This window comes from Streptomyces sp. bgisy159 (assembly GCF_965341775.1).
Classification (GTDB): Bacteria; Actinomycetota; Actinomycetes; order Streptomycetales; family Streptomycetaceae; genus Streptomyces.
Genome location: NZ_CBDQZH010000005.1, coordinates 227,779 through 245,685 on the forward strand (window position 1 = coordinate 227,779; position 17,907 = coordinate 245,685).

At 73.6% G+C, this 17,907-nt stretch carries 17 protein-coding genes and 1 tRNA gene; 11 read left to right on the forward strand and 7 right to left on the reverse strand.

Features of this window, described 5'->3' with window-relative positions; translation table 11 throughout:
* Both ACSLTV_RS08025 and metF read left to right on the forward strand, forming a co-directional pair.
* Positions 1-984, forward strand: coding sequence for a carbohydrate kinase family protein (locus tag ACSLTV_RS08025; protein WP_432158454.1), 984 nt, complete (start codon positions 1-3; stop codon positions 982-984).
* The gene (metF, locus tag ACSLTV_RS08030; RefSeq protein ID WP_432158455.1) at positions 981-1,829 is read left to right on the forward strand and encodes a methylenetetrahydrofolate reductase [NAD(P)H]; all 849 of its coding nucleotides are present in this window, start codon (positions 981-983) and stop codon (positions 1,827-1,829) included. The genes ACSLTV_RS08025 and metF overlap by 4 nt, the downstream gene beginning before the upstream one ends.
* Positions 1,830-2,079: 250 nt before the next feature.
* Here the strand turns inward: metF and ACSLTV_RS08035 are convergent, their stop codons facing one another.
* Positions 2,080-2,820 carry an SDR family oxidoreductase gene (locus tag ACSLTV_RS08035; RefSeq protein WP_432158456.1) on the reverse strand — a complete coding sequence of 247 codons (741 nt, stop codon included), beginning with the start codon at positions 2,818-2,820 and terminating at the stop codon, positions 2,080-2,082.
* Positions 2,821-3,010: 190 nt separating this feature from the next.
* On the opposite strand from ACSLTV_RS08035, the gene ACSLTV_RS08040 reads away from it, so the two are divergent.
* The 4 genes from ACSLTV_RS08040 (at position 3,011) to ACSLTV_RS08055 (ending at position 7,370) form a co-directional block, all read left to right on the forward strand.
* Entirely contained in the window at positions 3,011-3,952 is a 942-nt protein-coding gene (locus tag ACSLTV_RS08040; protein WP_432158457.1) for an MBL fold metallo-hydrolase, read from the forward strand.
* Positions 3,953-4,210: 258 nt separating this feature from the next.
* Positions 4,211-5,788, forward strand: a complete 1,578-nt coding sequence (locus tag ACSLTV_RS08045; protein WP_435611884.1) for an acyl-CoA carboxylase subunit beta — start codon at positions 4,211-4,213, stop codon at positions 5,786-5,788.
* Positions 5,785-6,012, forward strand: a complete 228-nt coding sequence (locus ACSLTV_RS08050; protein ID WP_432158459.1) for an acyl-CoA carboxylase subunit epsilon — start codon at positions 5,785-5,787, stop codon at positions 6,010-6,012. Before ACSLTV_RS08045 ends, ACSLTV_RS08050 begins: the two co-directional genes overlap by 4 nt.
* Before the next feature lie 5 nt (positions 6,013-6,017).
* Positions 6,018-7,370 (forward strand): MFS transporter, encoded by a 1,353-nt coding sequence (locus ACSLTV_RS08055; protein WP_435611885.1) that lies wholly within the window; start codon positions 6,018-6,020, stop codon positions 7,368-7,370.
* Here ACSLTV_RS08055 and ACSLTV_RS08060 read toward each other — a convergent pair.
* The 3 genes from ACSLTV_RS08060 to ACSLTV_RS08070 all read right to left on the reverse strand — a co-directional run bounded on the left by ACSLTV_RS08060 (position 7,312) and on the right by ACSLTV_RS08070 (position 8,488).
* Positions 7,312-7,725 (reverse strand): hypothetical protein, encoded by a 414-nt coding sequence (locus ACSLTV_RS08060; protein ID WP_432158461.1) that lies wholly within the window; start codon positions 7,723-7,725, stop codon positions 7,312-7,314. The two genes, ACSLTV_RS08055 and ACSLTV_RS08060, sit on opposite strands and share 59 nt — an antisense overlap.
* Before the next feature lie 203 nt (positions 7,726-7,928).
* Positions 7,929-8,138, reverse strand: a complete 210-nt coding sequence (locus tag ACSLTV_RS08065; RefSeq protein WP_435611886.1) for a hypothetical protein — start codon at positions 8,136-8,138, stop codon at positions 7,929-7,931.
* Positions 8,135-8,488 (reverse strand): hypothetical protein, encoded by a 354-nt coding sequence (locus ACSLTV_RS08070; protein ID WP_435611887.1) that lies wholly within the window; start codon positions 8,486-8,488, stop codon positions 8,135-8,137. The genes ACSLTV_RS08065 and ACSLTV_RS08070 overlap by 4 nt, the downstream gene beginning before the upstream one ends.
* A 399-nt stretch (positions 8,489-8,887) precedes the next feature.
* On the opposite strand from ACSLTV_RS08070, the gene ACSLTV_RS08075 reads away from it, so the two are divergent.
* Positions 8,888-9,109 (forward strand): GntR family transcriptional regulator, encoded by a 222-nt coding sequence (locus tag ACSLTV_RS08075; protein WP_432133079.1) that lies wholly within the window; start codon positions 8,888-8,890, stop codon positions 9,107-9,109.
* A gap of 202 nt (positions 9,110-9,311) precedes the next feature.
* Here the strand turns inward: ACSLTV_RS08075 and ACSLTV_RS08080 are convergent.
* Positions 9,312-9,384, reverse strand: a tRNA-Arg gene (locus ACSLTV_RS08080).
* A 321-nt stretch (positions 9,385-9,705) separates the two neighbouring features.
* Here ACSLTV_RS08080 and ACSLTV_RS08085 point away from each other — a divergent pair.
* From ACSLTV_RS08085 to ACSLTV_RS08100, 4 genes are all read left to right on the forward strand, one after another.
* Positions 9,706-11,313: a dynamin family protein gene (locus ACSLTV_RS08085; RefSeq protein WP_435611888.1), complete on the forward strand. Its 1,608-nt coding sequence runs from the start codon at positions 9,706-9,708 to the stop codon at positions 11,311-11,313.
* Positions 11,314-11,316: 3 nt separating this feature from the next.
* Entirely contained in the window at positions 11,317-13,476 is a 2,160-nt protein-coding gene (locus ACSLTV_RS08090) for a GTPase (RefSeq protein WP_432133075.1), read from the forward strand.
* A 305-nt stretch (positions 13,477-13,781) separates the two neighbouring features.
* Positions 13,782-14,333, forward strand: a complete 552-nt coding sequence (locus ACSLTV_RS08095) for a single-stranded DNA-binding protein (RefSeq protein WP_432133074.1) — start codon at positions 13,782-13,784, stop codon at positions 14,331-14,333.
* A gap of 272 nt (positions 14,334-14,605) precedes the next feature.
* Positions 14,606-15,994: a TQXA domain-containing protein gene (locus tag ACSLTV_RS08100; RefSeq protein ID WP_432133073.1), complete on the forward strand. Its 1,389-nt coding sequence runs from the start codon at positions 14,606-14,608 to the stop codon at positions 15,992-15,994.
* Between the two features lie 434 nt (positions 15,995-16,428).
* Here ACSLTV_RS08100 and ACSLTV_RS08105 read toward each other — a convergent pair whose 3' ends face one another.
* Both ACSLTV_RS08105 and ACSLTV_RS08110 read right to left on the reverse strand, forming a co-directional pair.
* Positions 16,429-17,709 (reverse strand): tyrosine-type recombinase/integrase, encoded by a 1,281-nt coding sequence (locus ACSLTV_RS08105; RefSeq protein WP_435611889.1) that lies wholly within the window; start codon positions 17,707-17,709, stop codon positions 16,429-16,431.
* The gene (locus ACSLTV_RS08110) at positions 17,709-17,906 is read right to left on the reverse strand and encodes a helix-turn-helix transcriptional regulator (protein WP_031017537.1); all 198 of its coding nucleotides are present in this window, start codon (positions 17,904-17,906) and stop codon (positions 17,709-17,711) included. Before ACSLTV_RS08110 ends, ACSLTV_RS08105 begins: the two co-directional genes overlap by 1 nt.
* Between the last annotated feature and the right edge of the window lies 1 nt (position 17,907).

Genomic DNA, 17,907 nt, shown 5'->3' on the forward strand with positions numbered 1-17,907 from the left:
ATGCGCATCGCCGTCACCGGTTCGATCGCCACCGACCATCTGCTGCGCTTCCAGGGCCGGTTCACCGAGCAGCTGATCCCCGGCAGCCTGGACAAGGTCTCGCTGTCCTTCCTCGCCGAGGACCTGGAGATCCGCCGCGGCGGGGTCGCCGCCAACATCGCCCTCGGCCTCGGCCGGCTCGGCCTGGCCCCCTACCTCGTGGGCGCCGCGGGCGCCGACTTCGCCGACTACCGGCTCTGGCTGGAGGACAACGGGGTGGACACCGGGTCCGTCTCCGTCTCGGCCACCCGGCACACCGCCCGCTTCGTGTGCACCACGGACGCCGAGCACAACCAGATCGCCACCTTCTACGCCGGCGCGATGACCGAGGCCCGGGACATCCGCCTCGACCCGCTGATCGACCGGTCGGGCGGCCTGGACCTGGTGGTCGTCTCGCCCAACGACCCCGAGGCCATGCTCCGCCACACCCGGGAGTGCATCGCCCGGGGCGTCCCGTTCGCCGCCGACCCCTCCCAGCAGCTGGCGCACCTGGGCCGTTCCGACGTACGCGCCCTGCTGGACCACCCGGAGCTGCTGTTCACCAACGAGTACGAGTCGGTCCTCCTCCAGGAGCGCACCGGCTGGACCGAGCAGCAGATCCTCGGCCGGGTCGGTACCTGGGTGACCACCCTGGGCGCGGCCGGCGTCCGGGTCCGGCAGGCCGGCCACGCACCGATCCGGGTCCCGGCCGTCCCCACCGACCGCGCCGTCGACCCGACCGGCGTGGGCGACGCCTTCCGCGCCGGCTTCCTGGCCGGCCGCGCCTGGCGCACCGGGGACACCCGCGCCGCCCGGCTGGGCTGCGCCCTGGCCACCTCCGCGCTGGAGACCGTCGGCACCCAGGAGTACCCGGCGGACCCCGCGGCCCTCCTGGAACGCATCCGGGACGCCTACGGGCCCGACGCGGCGGACGAGATCGCCGCACCCCTGGCGGGTGCCCGGTGACGACGTTCTCGTTCGAGTTCTTCCCACCCCGGACCGCACAGGGCGAACGCACCCTGTGGGAGGCGCTCCGCCGTGTCGAGGCCCTGCGCCCCGACTTCGTCTCCGTCACCTACGGGGCGGGCGGCTCCTCACGGGAGCGCACCGTCGCCGTGACCCGCCGCATCGCCGCCGAGACCACCCTGCGCCCGGTCGCCCACCTCACGGCCGTCGGCCACTCCGTCGCCGAACTGCGCCGTATCGTCGGCGAGTACGCCGACGCCGGCATCCGGGACGTCCTCGTCCTGCGCGGCGACCCGCCCGGTGACCCGGGCGGGCCCTGGGTCCCGCACCCCGAGGGGTTCACGTACGCCGCCGAACTGGTCGCGCTCGTGCGCTCCCTCGGCGACTTCCGGATCGGGGTGGCGGCCTTCCCGGAACGGCATCCGCGCTCACCCGACTGGGACAGCGACATCCGCCACTTCGTCGCCAAGTGCCGGGCGGGCGCCGACTACGCCATCACCCAGATGTTCTTCCACGTGGAGGACTACCTGCGGCTGCGCGACCGGGTCACCGCCGCGGGCTGCGACATCCCGATCATCCCGGAGATCATGCCGGCCACCGACGTCCGCCAGATCCGCCGGTTCGCCGCCCTGTCGGGCGCGGCCTTCCCCGAGGACCTCGCCCACCGGCTGGAGCGGGCCCGCCACGACCCGGCGCTGAGCCGACGCATCGGCGTCGCCCACGCCACGGCCATGGCCGAACGGCTCCTCGCGGAGGGCGCGCCCGGCCTGCACTACATCACCCTGAACCGGTCCACGGCGGCACTGGAGATCCATCGCCGGGTCACCGGACTCGCCGTGCGGTGAGGCCGGTCCGGCCGTCCGGACCGCAGGTCGCCGGGGGTGAGGCAGGTCCCGCCGCACGACCGAGAGCCGCCGTACGGTGGGACCGGTCCGGCCGCACGGACCGGGAGGGAAGCAGTGAGACCGGTCGCGGAGGGAAGCAGGGCCCAACAGGTCCGGCCGCCGGTACCGAAAGGAAGCCCACCGGCGCCGACGGGGGATGCTGGCACCGGTGGGCGGTCGGGGGCGCCCGCGCAAGCGGCGCCGTAAGGGGTCAGCCGGCGAGCAGCGACAGACCGCCGTCGACCGTGACGACCTGGCCCTGGATCCAGCCCGCCTCCGGTCGGCACAGCAGCGACACCGCGTCGGCGACGTCCTCGGGCCGGGTCAGCCGGCCCGCCGGCGTCCGCGCGGCCAGCGCGGCGAGCAGCTCCGGCGGCCCCGCCGTCCCGGGCCCCTTGTCGAGCTTGGCGGTGGACACGGCGTTGACGGTCACGCCGAGCGGCGCGAACTCGACCGCCAGATAGCGCACCAGGCTCTCCAGCGCCGCCTTCGCCACCCCCTGGGACAGATAGGCCGGCACCACGCTCCGGCCGCCCGAACTGCTCACCGCCACGATCCGCCCCGCCCGGCCCCGCATCAAGCCGGTGAGCGCGGGGACGGCGCCGAGCAGCGGGGCCAGCGCCAGCGCCAGATCGTCCCGCACCTGGCGGACCCCGGTGCCCGAGAGAGGCGCGGGGCGCCAGTCGGCGGCGGTGTGCACCAGCACGTCCAGCCCCTGCCACCGCTGCCGCGCCCGGTCGAGCACGGCCGCCATGCCGCCCGGGTCCGTCAGGTCGGCCTTCACCGCCTCGGCCCGCCCCGGCAGCCCGGACAGCGCCTCGACGGCCTGCTTGGCGTCGGTGTCGCTGTGCCCGTACACCAGCAGCGCGTCGGTGCCGTGCGCACACAGCTTGTGCGCGACGGCCAGTCCGACGCCCCGGGTGCCTCCCGTGACGACCGCTGTGCCGCTCATGGCCATGCCCCCTCCTGCCCGGCTCGGGTGAGTGCCGCGCTGCGGGCCCCAGCTTCGGGGGCGGGCGTCCAGGGGGCGTCGAGCGGGGATCGCGGATCGCTCACGTCCCGGTGCGGGCGGACCCCCGTCTCTAACCGTCCTCGACGTCCGTGGCGGAGGCTGGCTCACCCGCGGATCGGGAGGAAGAGCCATGAGCGAGTACGGTCACAGCCGCCCGCGCGGCGCCCACGAGCCACGGTTCGAGGAGGTCGCCGACGGGGTGCACGCCTTCGTCCAGCCGGACGGCGGCTGGTGCCTGAACAACGCCGGAGTGCTGCGCGGCGAAGCGGCCACCATGATCGTGGACACCGCGCCGACCCTGGCCCGGGCCCGGCGGCTGCGCGCCGGGGCCGACCGGCTCGGCGGTCCCGCCCGGCGTCTGGTGGTCAACACCCACCAGCACGGCGACCACACCTTCGGCAACTGCGTCTTCGCCCCCGACGCCCTGGTCGTCGCCCACGAGACCGCCCGCACCGACATGGCGAAGTCGGGCCTCGGCCTCACCCGGCTGTGGCCCGACGTCGAGTGGGGCGCCGTGGAGGTGGTCCTGCCACAGCTCACCTACACGGACCGGATCACCCTGCACGGCGGGCCGGCCGGCCAGGACGTGGAGCTGATCCACCCCGGCCCCGCGCACACGTGCGGCGACACCGTGGTCTGGCTGCCCGGGCAACGGGTGCTGTTCACCGGTGACATCGTGATGAACGGTGTCACCCCGTTCTGCCTCATGGGGTCCGTCGCGGGGTCCCTGCGCGCCCTGGACCGGCTGCGGGCCCTGGAGCCCGAGGTGGTCGTGCCGGGTCACGGGCCCGTCGGCGGCCCGGAGACGGTCGACTCCTGCGTCCGCTACCTGCGCTGGGTGCAGCAGCTGGCCAAGGAGGCCGTGGTGGCGGGGGTGCCGCCCCTGGAGGCGGCCCGGGAGACCCGGCTGGGGGAGTGGGGCGGCCTGCTCGACTCGGAACGCCTGGTTCCGAACCTGGTCCGGGCCATGGCGGAGGAGCGCGGTGCGGCGCCGGGCGAACCCCTCGACGAGATGGGCGCGTTCGCCGAGATGCTCGACTTCCACGGCGGCCTTCCCGCCTGCCACGCGTGACAGCCGCAGGAGCCATCCCGCCTGCCCGCGTGCCAGCCGCAGGAGCCTGCCCGCGTGCCAGCCGCAGGAGCCTTCCTGCCTGCCCGCGTGCCACCCGCAGGAGCCTTTTCCCTCCGCCCGCGTGCCACGCGCAGCAGCCTTTCCCTCCGACACGCCTGACAGCCACAGGAGCATCCCCGCGGTCGATGTGACCCGGAGCCCGAACCGACGACGTTCGCAGCGCTCCCCGGAGCGCGCAGAAGAAAGGGCAGTGCCGTCATGACCGTCGTGCACGAGAACCCGTCCAGGGCCACCGAGGGCCGGATCGCCGAGCTGCGCGCCCTGCGCGCGGCCGTCCACCGGGGGCCGAGCGACCGCGCCACCGAGGCGCAACGGGCCAAGGGCAAGCTCACCGCCCGCGAGCGGCTCGCCCTGCTGTTCGACGACGGGGCGTACACCGAGGTGGAGGGGTTGCGCCGGCACCGGGCCACCGGCTTCGGACTGGAGGACAAGCGGCCGCACACCGACGGGGTGATCACCGGCTGGGGCCGGGTGTTCGGCCGGGTGGTGTTCGCCTACGCCCACGACTTCCGCGTCTTCGGCGGCTCGCTCGGCGAGGCCCACGCCGAGAAGATCCACAAGATCATGGACATGGCCGCGAAGGCCGGAGCGCCGCTGGTGGGGCTGTGCGACGGCGCCGGCGCCCGCATCCAGGAGGGCGTCAGCGCCCTTGCCGGCTACGGCGGGATCTTCCAGCGCAACGTCCGCAACTCCGGGGTGATCCCCCAGATCAGCGTGATCATGGGCCCGTGCGCCGGCGGCGCCGCCTACTCGCCGGCCCTCACCGACTTCGTCTTCATGGTGCGCGGCACCTCGCAGATGTTCATCACCGGCCCCGACGTGGTCAAGGCGGTCACCGGCGAGACGATCACCCAGGACGCGCTGGGCGGCGCCGATCCGCACGGCACCCTGTCCGGCGTGGCCGGCTTCGTCCACGACGACGAGGCCGACTGCCTGGACGACGTCCGGCACCTGCTGTCGCTGCTGCCCGGCAACAACCGCGAACAGCCGCCCGCCGAGCCGCCCTCCGACCCCGTGGACCGGCGCACCGAAGCGCTGGCCGACCTGGTGCCGGCCGACCCTCACCGGCCGTACGACATGCGCCGGGTGATCGAGGAGATCGTCGACCACGGGGAGCACTTCGAGGTGCACTCCGGCTGGGCCGCCAACGTGGTGTGCACCCTGGCCCGCCTCGACGGCCAGGTGACCGGGATCGTCGCCAACCAGCCCGCCACCCTCGCCGGGGTCCTCGACATCGACGGCAGCGAGAAGGCGGCCCGCTTCGTGCAGTTCTGCGACGCCTTCAACATCCCCCTGGTGACCCTCGTCGACGTCCCCGGGTTCCTGCCCGGCGTGGACCAGGAGCACGGCGGCATCATCCGGCACGGCGCCAAACTCCTCTACGCCTACTGCAACGCCACCGTTCCCCGGGTGCAGCTGATCCTGCGCAAGGCGTACGGCGGCGCGTACATCGTCATGGACTCGCGCTCCATCGGCTGCGACGTCTCCCTGGCGTGGCCCGGCAACGAGATCGCCGTGATGGGCGCCGAGGGCGCCGCCGACGTCGTCTTCCGCCGGGAGATCGCCGCCGCGCCCGACCCGGAACTCGCCCGCAAGCGCTACCTGGAGGAGTACCGGGAGCAGCTGATGCACCCGTACTACGCGGCCGAACGCGGCCTCGTCGACGATGTGATCGAGCCGGCGGAGACCCGCACCCGGCTCATCGACGCCCTGGCCGTGCTGCGCACCAAGTACGCGCCGCTGCCGAGCCGCAAGCACGGGAACCAGCCGCAGTGAGCGGGCGGGGTACCGGCCTGAGGGTACGGCGGGGCAGTCCGACCGCCGACGAACTGGCGGCGGTGACGGCGGTGCTGCTGGCGCTGGCGCGGGCCCGCGACGGCGGCGCCGGCACCGCCGTCCCGGCGGCGGAGCGGGCGCTGTGGTGGCGGGCCGAGCGGATGCGGCCCGCGGCCGCCGTGGGGTGGGGCGCGGCGGCGGCCGGCCCCCACCACGGGTACTGACGCGGATGTTCCGCTCGCTGGCCGTGCGCAACTTCCGCCTGTTCGTGGTGGGGCAGCTGTTCTCGGTGACCGGCACCTGGACGATGTTCGTCGCCCAGGACTGGCTGGTGCTGTCGCTGTCCGGCGACTCGGGGACCCAACTCGCCGTCGTCACCACGCTGCAGTTCCTGCCGGTGCTGCTGCTGACGCTGCACGGTGGCACGCTGGCCGACGCACGGGACCGCAGGATGCTGCTGCTGGCCGCGAACGCGACCGCGGCGGCGCTGTCGGCGCTGGTCTACGGCGCGGCCGTGGCGGCGCAGCCGCGGCTGTGGCAGATCTACGTCTTCGCCGCGGCCATCGGCGTGGTCAACGCGGTCGAGGGTCCCGCGCGCCTGGCCTTCGTCGGCGAGATGGTCGGTCCCGACCTGCTGCCCAACGCCTCCGCGTTGAGCGGGGCCTACTTCAACGTGGCGAGGGTGGGCGGCCCGGCTCTCGCGGGCCTGCTCATCGGCCGGTTCGGTCCCGTCCCGGTGTTCGCGCTCAACGCGGTCAGCTACGCGGCGACGGTGACGAGCCTGCTGCTGATGCGCGAGTCGGAACTGCACCGCCCGCCAGGCCCCCGGCCCCGGCGGACCGGTGGTGTGCGGGACGGCCTGGCCCACGTCCGCGGCCGCCGCGACCTCCTGCTGCCCCTGACGCTGCTGGCCTGCGTGTGCCTGTTCGGCTTCAACTTCCAGCTGGCGCTGCCGCTGCTGGCGAAGACGGAGTTCGGGGTGGGAGCCGAGTCGTTCGGCCTGCTGACCTCGGCGGTGGCCGCCGGTTCCCTGGCGGCGGCCCTCGTGACGACGGCCCGTACGGGCCGCCCCCGGGCCGGTGTGGTCATCGGCGCGGCGACGGCCTTCGGCCTGTGCGAGACCGGGGCGGGCCTGACGCCCACGTTCGCCTCGACGCTGCCGGCGCTGGCCGCCGTCGGCTTCACGGCCACGTACTTCGCGCAGGCCACCAACCACCACGTCCAACTGGGCACCGACCGCCGCTACCGGGGCCGCGTCATCGCCCTCTACCTGCTGATCCTCCAGGGCGCGGCACCTCTCGGCTCGCTCCCGCTCAGCCGGCTCATCGAGCTCCTGGGCCCCCGCGCCGCACTCTGGACCGGCGGCACGCTCTCCCTGACCGCCGCCGTCACAGCCCTCTGCCTCCACCGGGCGGGCACGCGCCGCACCCGGTCCTCGACCGAGAAGGCGGAGCGCCCCCGGCCGGACTCGAACCTCTGGCCCCTGTCCATTGCCGGTGACGGTGATGGTGACGGTCGTACCTTCACCGCCCTGCCTCGGCCTGATCCGATGGGAGGCCAGGAGGAACCGACGGCACGGTGATGGCGAGGTGCCCGTCGTCGTCCGGCTGAGGGGAGTCGAGGGCGTGCATGCAGGTCGCCAGGTGGCCGGTCACACGGCCGGTGAAGGCTTCGTCCGGGGTGGCCGTGCCGTACGGGTGGAGACGGTATTCGTCATCCGTCGGCGGACGCCCGCCGAAGTATCGCGCCATGTCCGTACTGACGGACCAACAGGCCACCGACACCCTCACCTGGTCGTCCGTCAGCCACCGCACCCGTATGTGGGCACACAGCGTGAAGTTGTCCCCGCCGAGGCTGACGGTGGTGTTGAGCGGGTGGTGCTTGGAGTGCCGCCCCATCAGCTCACGGACGGCCGGCGCCACGGTGTGGCGTGCCATGGGCTCCGCGTGGACCACTCGACGACCTCCTCACCAGAGTGGACGCAGCGTCGCATGCGACCGTCGGCCACCGCTATGCCTGCTGCCGAAGCGCCGACGCGTCCTTCGAACTCCTCCGGCGGGACGCGGCCTTGCTGACAGGGACGGCGCCGGGACCACGGAGAGCCGCCCGCGGAGGCAGGGAGGCGCTCCGTGGCCCACCGTCATGAATGCGGCTCGCCGGCGGCCGTGGATCCGGCGAGGGACGTGGCTCGACGAGCGTCCGCGTGCAGCTGGTACAGCCGCTCGGCGGTCGCGCAGGAAAGGTTCGCGTTGGAGCCGTCCGGGTTCACCGCCGTGCAGGTCTCGCAGGTGGCGCAATGCTCTCCGAGGGCCCCGAACGCGGCTTGGGCGGGGGACATGTCGATGGTCACTCGCCCTCGCCCTCTTCGATGCCCGCGTCGCTGCTCGTCGTGTCGTCGGTGTCCTCGTACGCGGGTACGCGCAGGCCCCGGCTCTCGGCGATGGTGAGCAGGTCGGTGACCGCCTCGCACAGGCCACGCACGACGAGGCGAAGCTCGTCGGGGCTGGGCTCCACCTGGTCCGCGATCACCGAGTGGGCCAGGTCCCGGACCACCGTGGCCGTCTCGATCTGCTGAGTCTCCAGGTCGTCGGCGAGTCGGGACAGGAACGTCTCCGTGCCGTCGGTGACCAGATGCGCGCGCTTGCCCTCCGCTCCACGGAACGGCAGCAGGCGAAGGTGTGAGCGGGAGGTGCTGCTCATGCCGTCACCCCGGGGAAGCCGACGCCGACGGTCGCCAGGGTGACCACGCCGCGCCGGTCGGGCCGCCGAAGGCGCTCCTGCTCTCGCTCGCAGGCGATGAGGTAGGGGCGGATGAGCGGGGAGCCGTCGGCGTTGACGACGACGGCGGGACGCGGTGAGCGGGGAGGGGATGCGCCACACCCACGGGCTCGGCGGGTGCATCCGCAAAGGCGCGCTCAGTCGGCACGCACGGGGCGCGGCGCTTCCTCCTGGGGTTGAGGGCCATGCCCCCGGGCCGGTTCGCGTCGGTCGCGGGGGTCTTCGCTGCCCGCAGCCGCCGACTCAGGGGTTTCGCTGAAGTATACGCATATTCGCGTATACGCGGTCGCGTGATCCCGGAGATACGCGGATGCTCGTGGCATGGATCTTGACCGTTCGGTGCCTGTCTGGCCCCAGGTGGCGGATGAGCTGAGGAGACGGCTCGACGCGGGACAGTACCCGCCCGGCGAGCGTTTCCCTGCCGTCAACGAGCTGGCGGCTGAACTGGATGTAGCGCCCTCGACGGTGCAGAAGGCTGTGGCCGCTCTCAGGGAAGAGGGGCGGCTCTACACCGTGCTGGGCCAGGGATCGTTCGTGAAGTGACGAGGTGCGGTGCGGTGCGGGACGTCGGCTGTCCCCACCGGCCTTCCCGTTCTCGCCGGCGGGTGTTGCCGTAACCGGCGTCAGTCACACGGCGGTTCGGCATATTGCTCGGGCCTCCGCGTCACGCCCGTGGCTCTCTCGTGAGAGCTGGGCGCGAGGGACTCGGCGACTCACCTGGCCCAACTGCCGGACCGGTGATGTGCGCCCCCGGCAGGACTCGAACCTGCGGCCAAGCGCTTAGAAGGCGCCTGCTCTATCCACTGAGCTACGGGGGCCGGGTGTGGTGGCCTCGTGCGTGGGGGCCGGGTGTGGGCCGGTCCGTGACGACGCCGGGGACAAGGATAGGGCTCCCGCATCCTTGCCCCTGTCGCTTCGCCTCCGTGGCTTGATGTGGAGGTTCGGTGAAGCGGTCCTGATAATCGCAGGCAGGTACGAATCGTGCATCGCTTTTGGCGTCTGGGTCCACGGGTGTTGTGCACTCGTTATGCCTGGCCTATGCCGCTGTCCCGCTCACCCCTTCCGTCCGTTGTGTCCGGTCGGCGCGCAGGCATGCTCATATGCTTCATAATTACCCCGAAATTGGGCATTCTTCGCATGTGGTGACCTTGGACGTACGGCCTCAACTGCTCGACGCACTCTCCGCGCTGCGCGACCGTGTCGCCGCCGCACGCTTCCCGCTGCCTCTGGCGGGCGCCCCACGCGCGCGTGCCAACCGCGACGAACTGCTCGCCCAGCTCGACGACTACCTGGTGCCACGGCTCAGACAGCCCGAGGCGCCACTCATGGTCGTCGTCGGCGGATCGACCGGTGCCGGAAAGTCCACCCTGGTCAACTCCCTCGTGGGACGCCGCGTCAGCGAAGCCGGTGTGCTGCGGCCGACCACCCGCACCCCGGTGCTGGTCTGCCACCCGGAGGACCAGCACTGGTTCAGCGGCATGCGCGTGCTGCCCGACCTCACGCGCGTGTGCACGCCCCAGCGGGACGTCCGGGACGACCTCCTGCTGCCCGGTGAGGACCCCCGCCGCGTCCTGCGCATCGAGACCGCCGACACCCTCCCGCCCGGCCTCGCCCTCCTCGACGCGCCCGACATCGACTCCCTCGTCGCCGACAACCGGATCCTCGCCGCCGAGCTGATCTGCGCCGCCGATGTCTGGATCATGGTCACCACCGCCTCCCGCTACGCCGACGCCGTCCCCTGGCACCTGCTGCGCACCGCCAAGGAGTACGACGCCACCCTCGTCACCGTCCTCGACCGCGTCCCCCACCAGGTGGTCTCCGAGGTCTCCCGGCAGTACGGCGCCCTGCTCGCCAAGGCCGGCCTCGGCGACGTACCCCGGTTCACCGTGCCCGAGCTGCCCGAGTCCGCCTGGGGCGGCGGGCTGCTCCCCGCCAGCGCCGTGGCCTCCCTGCGCACCTGGCTCGTCCACCACGCCCAGGACCCCGGCTCCCGACAGCACGCCATGGCCCGTACCGCCTACGGCGTGCTCGACTCCCTGAAGTCCCGTATGCCCGAGCTGGCCGGCGCCGCCGCTGCCCAGTACGCCGCCGCGCTGCGCCTGACCGCCGCCGTCGACAGCGCCTACGACAGCGAGTACGCGCGCGTGCGCGGCCGGCTCCAGAGCGGCGCCGTACTCGCCGGCGACGCCCTCAAGCGCTGGCGCGCCTTCCCCCTCGACTGCACTGCCGGTGAACTCCTCGACGCCCTGGTGGAGAGCCTCGCCGCACTGCTGCTGTGCGCCGTCACGGCCGCCGACGAACGGGTCCACGACGCCTGGCGCCGCGAGCCGGCGGCCGATGCCCCGGAGCTGCGCGACCGGGGCGCCGCACCGGACGGCGCCGAGCACCGCATCGGCCTGGCCGTCCGACGCTGGCTGCGCGAGCTGGAGGAGCACGCCGAGGACGAGGTGCGCGAGCTGGAGCGCGGCACCGCGCCGGACCCCGAGGCGATCACCGCCCTCGTCGCCACCGCGCTGCTGGGCGGCCGCCGGGCACGCGCCGCCGGCGAGGGCCTCGCCGAGCGCCTCGGCGCCCACGGCGCGCTGCGGCTGCGCGACCGGGGCGGGCGGCTGCTCACCGAGCATCTTGACCGGGTGATGAGCGCCGAGAGGGAGCGCCGGCTCGCCCCGCTCGACGCCCTCGACGTCCACGCCGAGCCCCAGGCCGAACTCATCGCCGCGCTGTCCGTACTGCAGAAGGAGAGGTGACCGGTGACCGCCGCCACCGACCAGGACCACGACCACGGCCCGACGGAACGGACCGGGCAGGCCGAACCGGCCGGGCAGCCCGCGGCCGAGGCGCACGCCGACGTCCGCGGCCACCGGCCGGACCACGAGGGTGACGCCGAGGAGACCGGCGCCGAGAGCGGCACCGCTGAGGAGCGCGGCCCCGACGAGCCCTCCCCGAGCGAACGGACGGGCGGACGGGCGGGGCAGCAAGCCGGCGCACGTGCGGGCGAGCGGGCGGTCGCCAGGACCGCCCGGTCCGACCCGGACGCCCCCCACGCCGACGCCGATTCCGCCCCCGGTTCCGCGTCGGACAGCCGCTCACGGCAGGCCGCCCCCGACGACCGCCCCGCGCGCGTGCGTGGCGACCAAGCCCACGCGCGCGTGCGGGCCGACGGCACCTCCCCCCGCCGTACGGACGACCCTCCCGCCGAGGCGGCCGGGGACTGGGACGACGGACTGATCGCACGCCGGGTGAACGAGGCCGTCGGCGTCAAGCACCCCCCGGCCGTGACCGAGGCCCGGAACGCGACGCCGGCACCCGCGCCCACCCTGGCGTACGACGCCCCGCTGCGCTCCCGGCTCGACGCGCTGCGCGAACTCGTGGGGCTCTCCCGAGCCCGCCTGGACAGCAGGACCCTCGCCGAGGCCGGACGCGTCCTGGACGAGGCGGCGGCCCGGCACCGGCTCTCCGGGCAGCACACCGTCGTCGCCATCGCGGGCGCCACCGGAAGCGGCAAGTCGCAGCTCTTCAACGCACTCGCCGGCGTGCCGATCTCCGAGACGGGGGTACGGCGGCCCACCACCGCCGCGCCCATCGCGTGCAGCTGGAGCGACGGCGCGTCGGCCCTCATCGACCGCCTGGGCATCCCGGGCCGGCTGCGGCGGCGCCCCGTGCAGAGCCCCGAGGCGGAGGCGCAGCTGCGCGGACTCGTCCTCGTGGACCTGCCCGACCACGACTCGGCGGCCGTGCAGCACCGCGAACAGGTCGACCGCGTCCTGGCCCTCGTCGACGCCGTCATCTGGGTCGTCGACCCCGAGAAGTACGCCGACGCCGTCCTCCACGAACGCTATCTGCGCCCCATGGCCGGACACGCGGAGGTCATGTTCATCGTCCTCAACCAGGTCGACCGGCTGCCCGGCGAGGCCGCCGACCTGGTCCTCGACGACCTGCGGCGGCTGCTCGACGAGGACGGCGTCGCGCTCGGCGAGTACGGCGAACCCGGTGCCACCGTGCTGGCGCTGTCCGCGCTCACCGGTGACGGCGTGGGCGAACTGCGCGAACTGCTCGGCCAGTTCGTCACCGAGCGCGGCGCCCCGGCCCGCCGGGTCTCGGCCGACGTCGACGCGGCGGCGGTCCGGCTGTGGCCGGTCTACGCCACGGGGCGGCGCGCGGGCCTCAGCGAGGAGGCGCGCGAGGAGTTCTCGGCCAGGCTCGCGGACGCGGTCGGCGCCATCGCTGCCGGGGAGGCCGCCGAGCGGGCCTGGCTGCGCAACGCCAACCGCGCCTGCGGCACGCCCTGGCTGCGGCTGTGGCGCTGGTACCAGGACCGCCGCGACCCCCCGACGGGCCGGCTCCCGGTGCGCATCCAGGCCGACGAGGAGGCGACGGCCCGTCAGCGCGTGGAACAGGCCGTGCGCACGGTGGCCGACAGCGCCTCGGCCGGCCTGCCCGCCCCCTGGGCGCAGGCGGTGCGCGAGGCCGCCGTACGCGGGGCGCAGGGCCTGCCGGAGGCGCTGGACGCCCTGTCGGTCCGCGCCGGGCTGCTTCCGGGACGGCCGCCGCGGCCCGGATGGTGGCCGGTCGCGGTCCTCGTACAGGCGTCGATGACGCTCCTTCAGGTCGTGGGCGGCCTGTGGCTGGTGGGGCAGATCGCCGGGGTCATGGCGCCGAACCTCGGAGTGCCGGTGCTGCTGATGCTGGCGGGGATCGTCGGAGGACCGTTGGTGGAGTGGAGCTGCCGGATGGCGGCCCGCGGTCCCGCCCGGCGGTACGGCCAGGACGCGGAGCGGCGTCTGAGGGAGGCGGCCGCCGGGTGCGGCCGGGCCCGGGTGCTCGACCCCGTGGCGTCGGAGCTGCTGCGGTACCGGGAGGTGCGGGAGCAGTACGGGCGTGTCGTGGGCGCGGGGGCCGGAGTGCGGTGAACGGCGGCCCCCCGGGGCTGCCGGCCGTCGCCCACCGGGGTGGGCGACGGTGGTCGGCGACGCGGGTCCCTCGTCCGGGTGAGGACTTTTTCCACAGATCGGAGTTCGTCCACAGCGCTCGGCGGGCCCGGCCCGACGGCGGCAGTCTGGCTTCGCGGCGATCGCGACGGAAGCGGTCGCGGCGAAGCCGTGGTGGCCCGCGAGGCGAAGGCGGGCCGCCACGGCGGACGCAGCCGTACGGGACGGGCCCGTCGGCGTGTCCGCCCGGAGCGGGCCCCGCCCGGGCGGGGGAGGGATGTACGACCATGCACGAGACGATGATCTGCGCGGTGGGGAACGTGGCGACGCAGCCGGTCTACCGGGAGCTGCCGTCCGGGCCGTCGGCCCGGTTCCGGCTGGCGGTGACCCCCCGCTACTGGGACCGGGAGAAGAACGACTGGACGGACGGCCACACCAACTTCTTCACGGTGTGGGCCAACCGGAAGCTGGCCGTCAATGTGCAGTCGTCGGTGTCGCTCGGCGAACCGGTGATCGTCCAGGGCCGGCTGAAGGTGCGCTCGGAGGTGCGCGAGGGGCAGACCTGGACGTCCGCCGACATCGACGCCGTGGCGATCGGCCACGACCTGGCGCGCGGCACGGACGCCTTCCGCCGCGGCGGGGCTCCGGAGCCCGACTGGGAGACGGCCGCAGCGGATGCGGCCGGGCAGGACGCGCGAGAGCAGCAGGCGGCGGAGCAGGATGCTGCGGAACCGGGCCGGGAACCGTCGCCGCAGCAGCCACCGTCGGCCGGCGCGGAGGCGGCACCGGCGCCGGAGGGTGAACGCGCAAGGCGGCGGTCCCTGACGTCGGTGACATGACGTCAGCGACACGCCCCGGGTGAGGCGTTGCTCGGCTTATCGGCGCATACGCCCCGGAACACGCGGGTGGATTTGTCGATAAGCCCAGATCAAGGGCGCTGCCGGGAGATCTTGGGGATAACGATTCCGAGTCGGATCGGTTATCGGATGACCTTACCGGGAAGCGTGGTCCGCCGCGTCTCTAGGATGCCGGACATAGCTCCTGTGGCTTCCGATTCTGCTGGTGGGACCGTTCCCCCCACGTCAACGGGTCCCGCTCGAAGGGGAATTGCGTGTTTTCTTGGTTCTCTGCCCTGTCCGTACGCAGGCGGGGCCCGGGCCGCCGCCTCGCCGCCGGGACCGTGGTGTCCGGGCTCGTGGCCGCCGGTGCGCTGGCCGCCGCCGGCCCGGCCGCCGCCGCCGGCACGGCACCGGACCAGGCCGGGGCGACCGCCACCATGGGCGCCCTGAAGACCTTCGGCGCCGCCGTGCTCCACGGCGCCACCGGGGACCAGGAGATCTCGGCCGGGCTCTTCGAGATGTCCGTCGACGGCGGCGGCACGCTGCGCACGTACTGCGTCGACCTCCAGAACCCCACCCAGCGGGACGCCAAGTACCACGAGACCCCCTGGAGCGGCAGCTCCCTGAGCGCCAACCCCGACGCCGGCCGGATCGCGTGGATCCTGCGCCACTCCTACCCGCAGGTCAACGATCTGGCCTCACTGGCGAGGAAGGCGGGCATCACCGGCGGCCTCACCGAGGAGGACGCGGCGGCCGGAACCCAGGTCGCGATCTGGCGCTACTCCGACGGCGCGGACGTCGACGCGGTGGACCCGCAGGCCGAGCGGCTCGCGGACTACCTCCACAAGGCCGCGCGGAACGTGCCGGAACCGGAGGCGTCCCTCAGCCTCGACACGTCCGCCGTCTCCGGCCGGCCCGGCGAGCCCATCGGCCCGGTGACCGTCCGCACCGACGCGAGCGCCGTCACGGTGATCCCGCCGGTGGACGCGGCCACCAGCGGGGTGCGTGTCGTGGACCAGGCCGGCAAGGCGCTCTCGGCCGCCGCGAACGGCAGTCGGCTCTACTTCGACGTCCCCGCCGACGCGCCCGACGGGTCCGCCCAGCTGACCGTCCAGGCGTCCACGACGGTCCCGGTCGGCCGGGCGTTCACCTCCGAGAGCCGCAGCCAGACCCAGATCCTCGCGGGTTCCAGCGCGTCGACCGTCTCGGCGACGGCCACCGCGAGCTGGGCGGGGCAGGGGGCGATACCGGCCCTGTCCGCGCGGAAGAACTGCGCCAAGGGCGGCCTGGACCTGACCGTCGTCAACAACGGCGACGAGGTCTTCACGTTCACGCTGATGGGCACCGAGTACGCCATCGCCGCCGACGAGACCCGCACGGTGACGATCCCGCTCCAGGAGGACCAGTCCTACGACTTCACCATCGCCGGGCAGCGGTTCACCGGCGTCCTCGACTGCCGGATCCAGGCCGACACCACCGGCCTGACCACCCAGACGGTCAGCGAGCCCACCCCCGTCACGGCGGGCACCCCGCCCGACGCCGACCTGGCCCAGACCGGCACCACCGGCCTGACCCCGCTGATCGCCGGCACGGCCATCGGCCTGGTCCTGATCGGCGGAGCGGTCCTGCTCCTCCTGCGCCGCAGGGAACAGCACTCGTAGAGTCTGCGACCCCGCGCAGTCGGCCACCGACCGGCCAGTGGGCGGCCGAGCGTCGGGCGCGTGGCCGCCAGCATGTCGGTGGGGTTTTCCACCTGCTCGGCGCTGTCCCAGTCCTCTGCGGCCAGTGCCTCGAACCAGGCCGCGACCTCCCTGGTAAGGACCAGGCCGATGCAGGCGCAGGGGCTCGTCGGACGAGGCGGCGGCCGGCACGGCGCGACCGGGCCCGAGCGCATCACCAGCGCACGAGGCCACTCGTCGGTGCCTGCCAGGACAGTCGAGCCCCCTGAGCCGCAGCGGGAAGTCCCAGGTCAGGACCCCAGGCCCATACGGGTTTCCCCCCAGGGGTGGCGATCCGGCAAGATGGGGTGTTACTTACCGCGAGAGGGCATGAAAAGGCCCCTCACCAGCGGTTTCGTCGCCGATGAGGGGCCGTGTCAGGCAGCCTGGGCCGCCTCTGGGCCGTCGGGCGTCTCTGGGCCGTCATGAGCGTGTCCGGCGGCCCGGTACATCGCGGAGATGGCTTTCCGGGTGCGGGTCTCGCTGGACGGCATGAGGTGCGTGTAGACGCGGAGCGTGAAGCCCGGGTCGCTGTGGCCGAGGTAGAGGCTCAGGGCCTTGATGCTCTCCCCGGCGTCCAGGAGGACCGAGGCGTAGAAGTGCCGCAGGGCGTGCATGCCGTGCTCGCGGGCGGCGGCGTAGCGTTTGCCCTTCTCGGGGGCCGGGATGATGCCGGCGGACGCGAGCGCGGGTTTCCATGCCTGGTCGTTGAACGCCTGGCTCCAGATGGCCGCGCCGATGCCACTCGTGAAGAGGAGCCGGTGCGTGACCTTGGGGCCGGTCGGGGTGAGCCAGGGCAGCGTCACGTCGACGGGTGGGAAGGCCGCCATGTGCTCGCGGAGCGCCGTCGACACCTCAGGATCGAGGGGCACGTCACGGAGCTTGCCGCGCTTGGGTGGCGCGAAGACGAGCGTGCCGCGCACCTTCTTGACCTGCTGACGGACGTAGAGCCAGCCGAGATCACCGATGTTGTCGACGGCCAGGCCGAAGATCTCGCCCTGCCGCAGTCCGCACCCCGCACCCAGGTCGACCATGGCCTGGTACCGCTCGGGAAGACCGGCGCGCACGCCGAAGACCTGATCGGCGGACCACGGATGGACGCGTGACGGCGCGGGGCGAGGTGCCTTGACCGATCGTGCCCGGCAGGGGTTCGAGGCCAGGAGGCGGTCATCCACGGCCGCGTTGAGGACGGAGGACACCGCGTCGAAGATGAGGCGCCGGTACTGGGCGGACGTCACGGAGTCTTCGAGCTGGCGGTTCCAGTCGCGGATGTGCTCGGGTTGGAACGAGCCGATGGGGCGTGTGCCGAGGTACGGCAGCGCGTGAAGGCGCAGCCTGCCTTCGACGGCGGCCCGGCTCGTGAGGTCGGTGGTCAGTGCGGCCAGCCAGCGGTCCGTGTACTCGCGGAAGGTGACCCGTGCTGCCCTCGGGTCGATGTACTGCCCGCGCGCCATGTCCGCTTCGATGTTGGTCAGCCAGGTGTCGGCCAAGCGCTTCTGCTTGTCCGGGAAGCTCTTGGACTTCTCCGTGCCGTCCGGGCCGATATAGCGGGCCCGGTAGCGCATCCCGAGGCCGTGCCGCTCGGTCTTCACCTTGCGGGTCTTGCCGTCCGGGCCGACCTCGGTCCGGTACCAGCGGTCCTGCACGTGTCCGGCCATCAGGCAGCCTCCCCGATCTGGGAGTCGACCCAGGCCCGTACATCGGTCGGGTCGAAGCGGAGATGCCGGCCGACGCGGAAGCCGCGGGGACCGGTGCGCTTGCGGCGCCACTGGTAGACCGTCTCGACGCTGGGCAGCTCGAACATCTCGACCAGGTCCTCAGGAGTCAGGAACCGGTTCGGCAGCTCCGAGGCCATG

Bases quoted from the DNA above. Each gene is read 5' to 3' on its own strand.
- ACSLTV_RS08060 (WP_432158461.1), bottom strand. From the start codon at position 7,725: ATGGCACGCCACACCGTGGCGCCGGCCGTCCGTGAGCTGATGGGGCGG.
- ACSLTV_RS08110 (WP_031017537.1), bottom strand. From the start codon at position 17,906: ATGGCCTCGGAGCTGCCGAACCGGTTCCTGACTCCTGAGGACCTGGTC.
- ACSLTV_RS08070 (WP_435611887.1), bottom strand. From the start codon at position 8,488: ATGAGCAGCACCTCCCGCTCACACCTTCGCCTGCTGCCGTTCCGTGGA.
- ACSLTV_RS08025 (WP_432158454.1), top strand. From the start codon at position 1: ATGCGCATCGCCGTCACCGGTTCGATCGCCACCGACCATCTGCTGCGC.
- ACSLTV_RS08075 (WP_432133079.1), top strand. From the start codon at position 8,888: ATGGATCTTGACCGTTCGGTGCCTGTCTGGCCCCAGGTGGCGGATGAG.
- ACSLTV_RS08035 (WP_432158456.1), bottom strand. From the start codon at position 2,820: ATGAGCGGCACAGCGGTCGTCACGGGAGGCACCCGGGGCGTCGGACTG.
- ACSLTV_RS08095 (WP_432133074.1), top strand. From the start codon at position 13,782: ATGCACGAGACGATGATCTGCGCGGTGGGGAACGTGGCGACGCAGCCG.
- ACSLTV_RS08045 (WP_435611884.1), top strand. From the start codon at position 4,211: ATGACCGTCGTGCACGAGAACCCGTCCAGGGCCACCGAGGGCCGGATC.
- ACSLTV_RS08055 (WP_435611885.1), top strand. From the start codon at position 6,018: ATGTTCCGCTCGCTGGCCGTGCGCAACTTCCGCCTGTTCGTGGTGGGG.
- ACSLTV_RS08040 (WP_432158457.1), top strand. From the start codon at position 3,011: ATGAGCGAGTACGGTCACAGCCGCCCGCGCGGCGCCCACGAGCCACGG.
- ACSLTV_RS08105 (WP_435611889.1), bottom strand. From the start codon at position 17,709: ATGGCCGGACACGTGCAGGACCGCTGGTACCGGACCGAGGTCGGCCCG.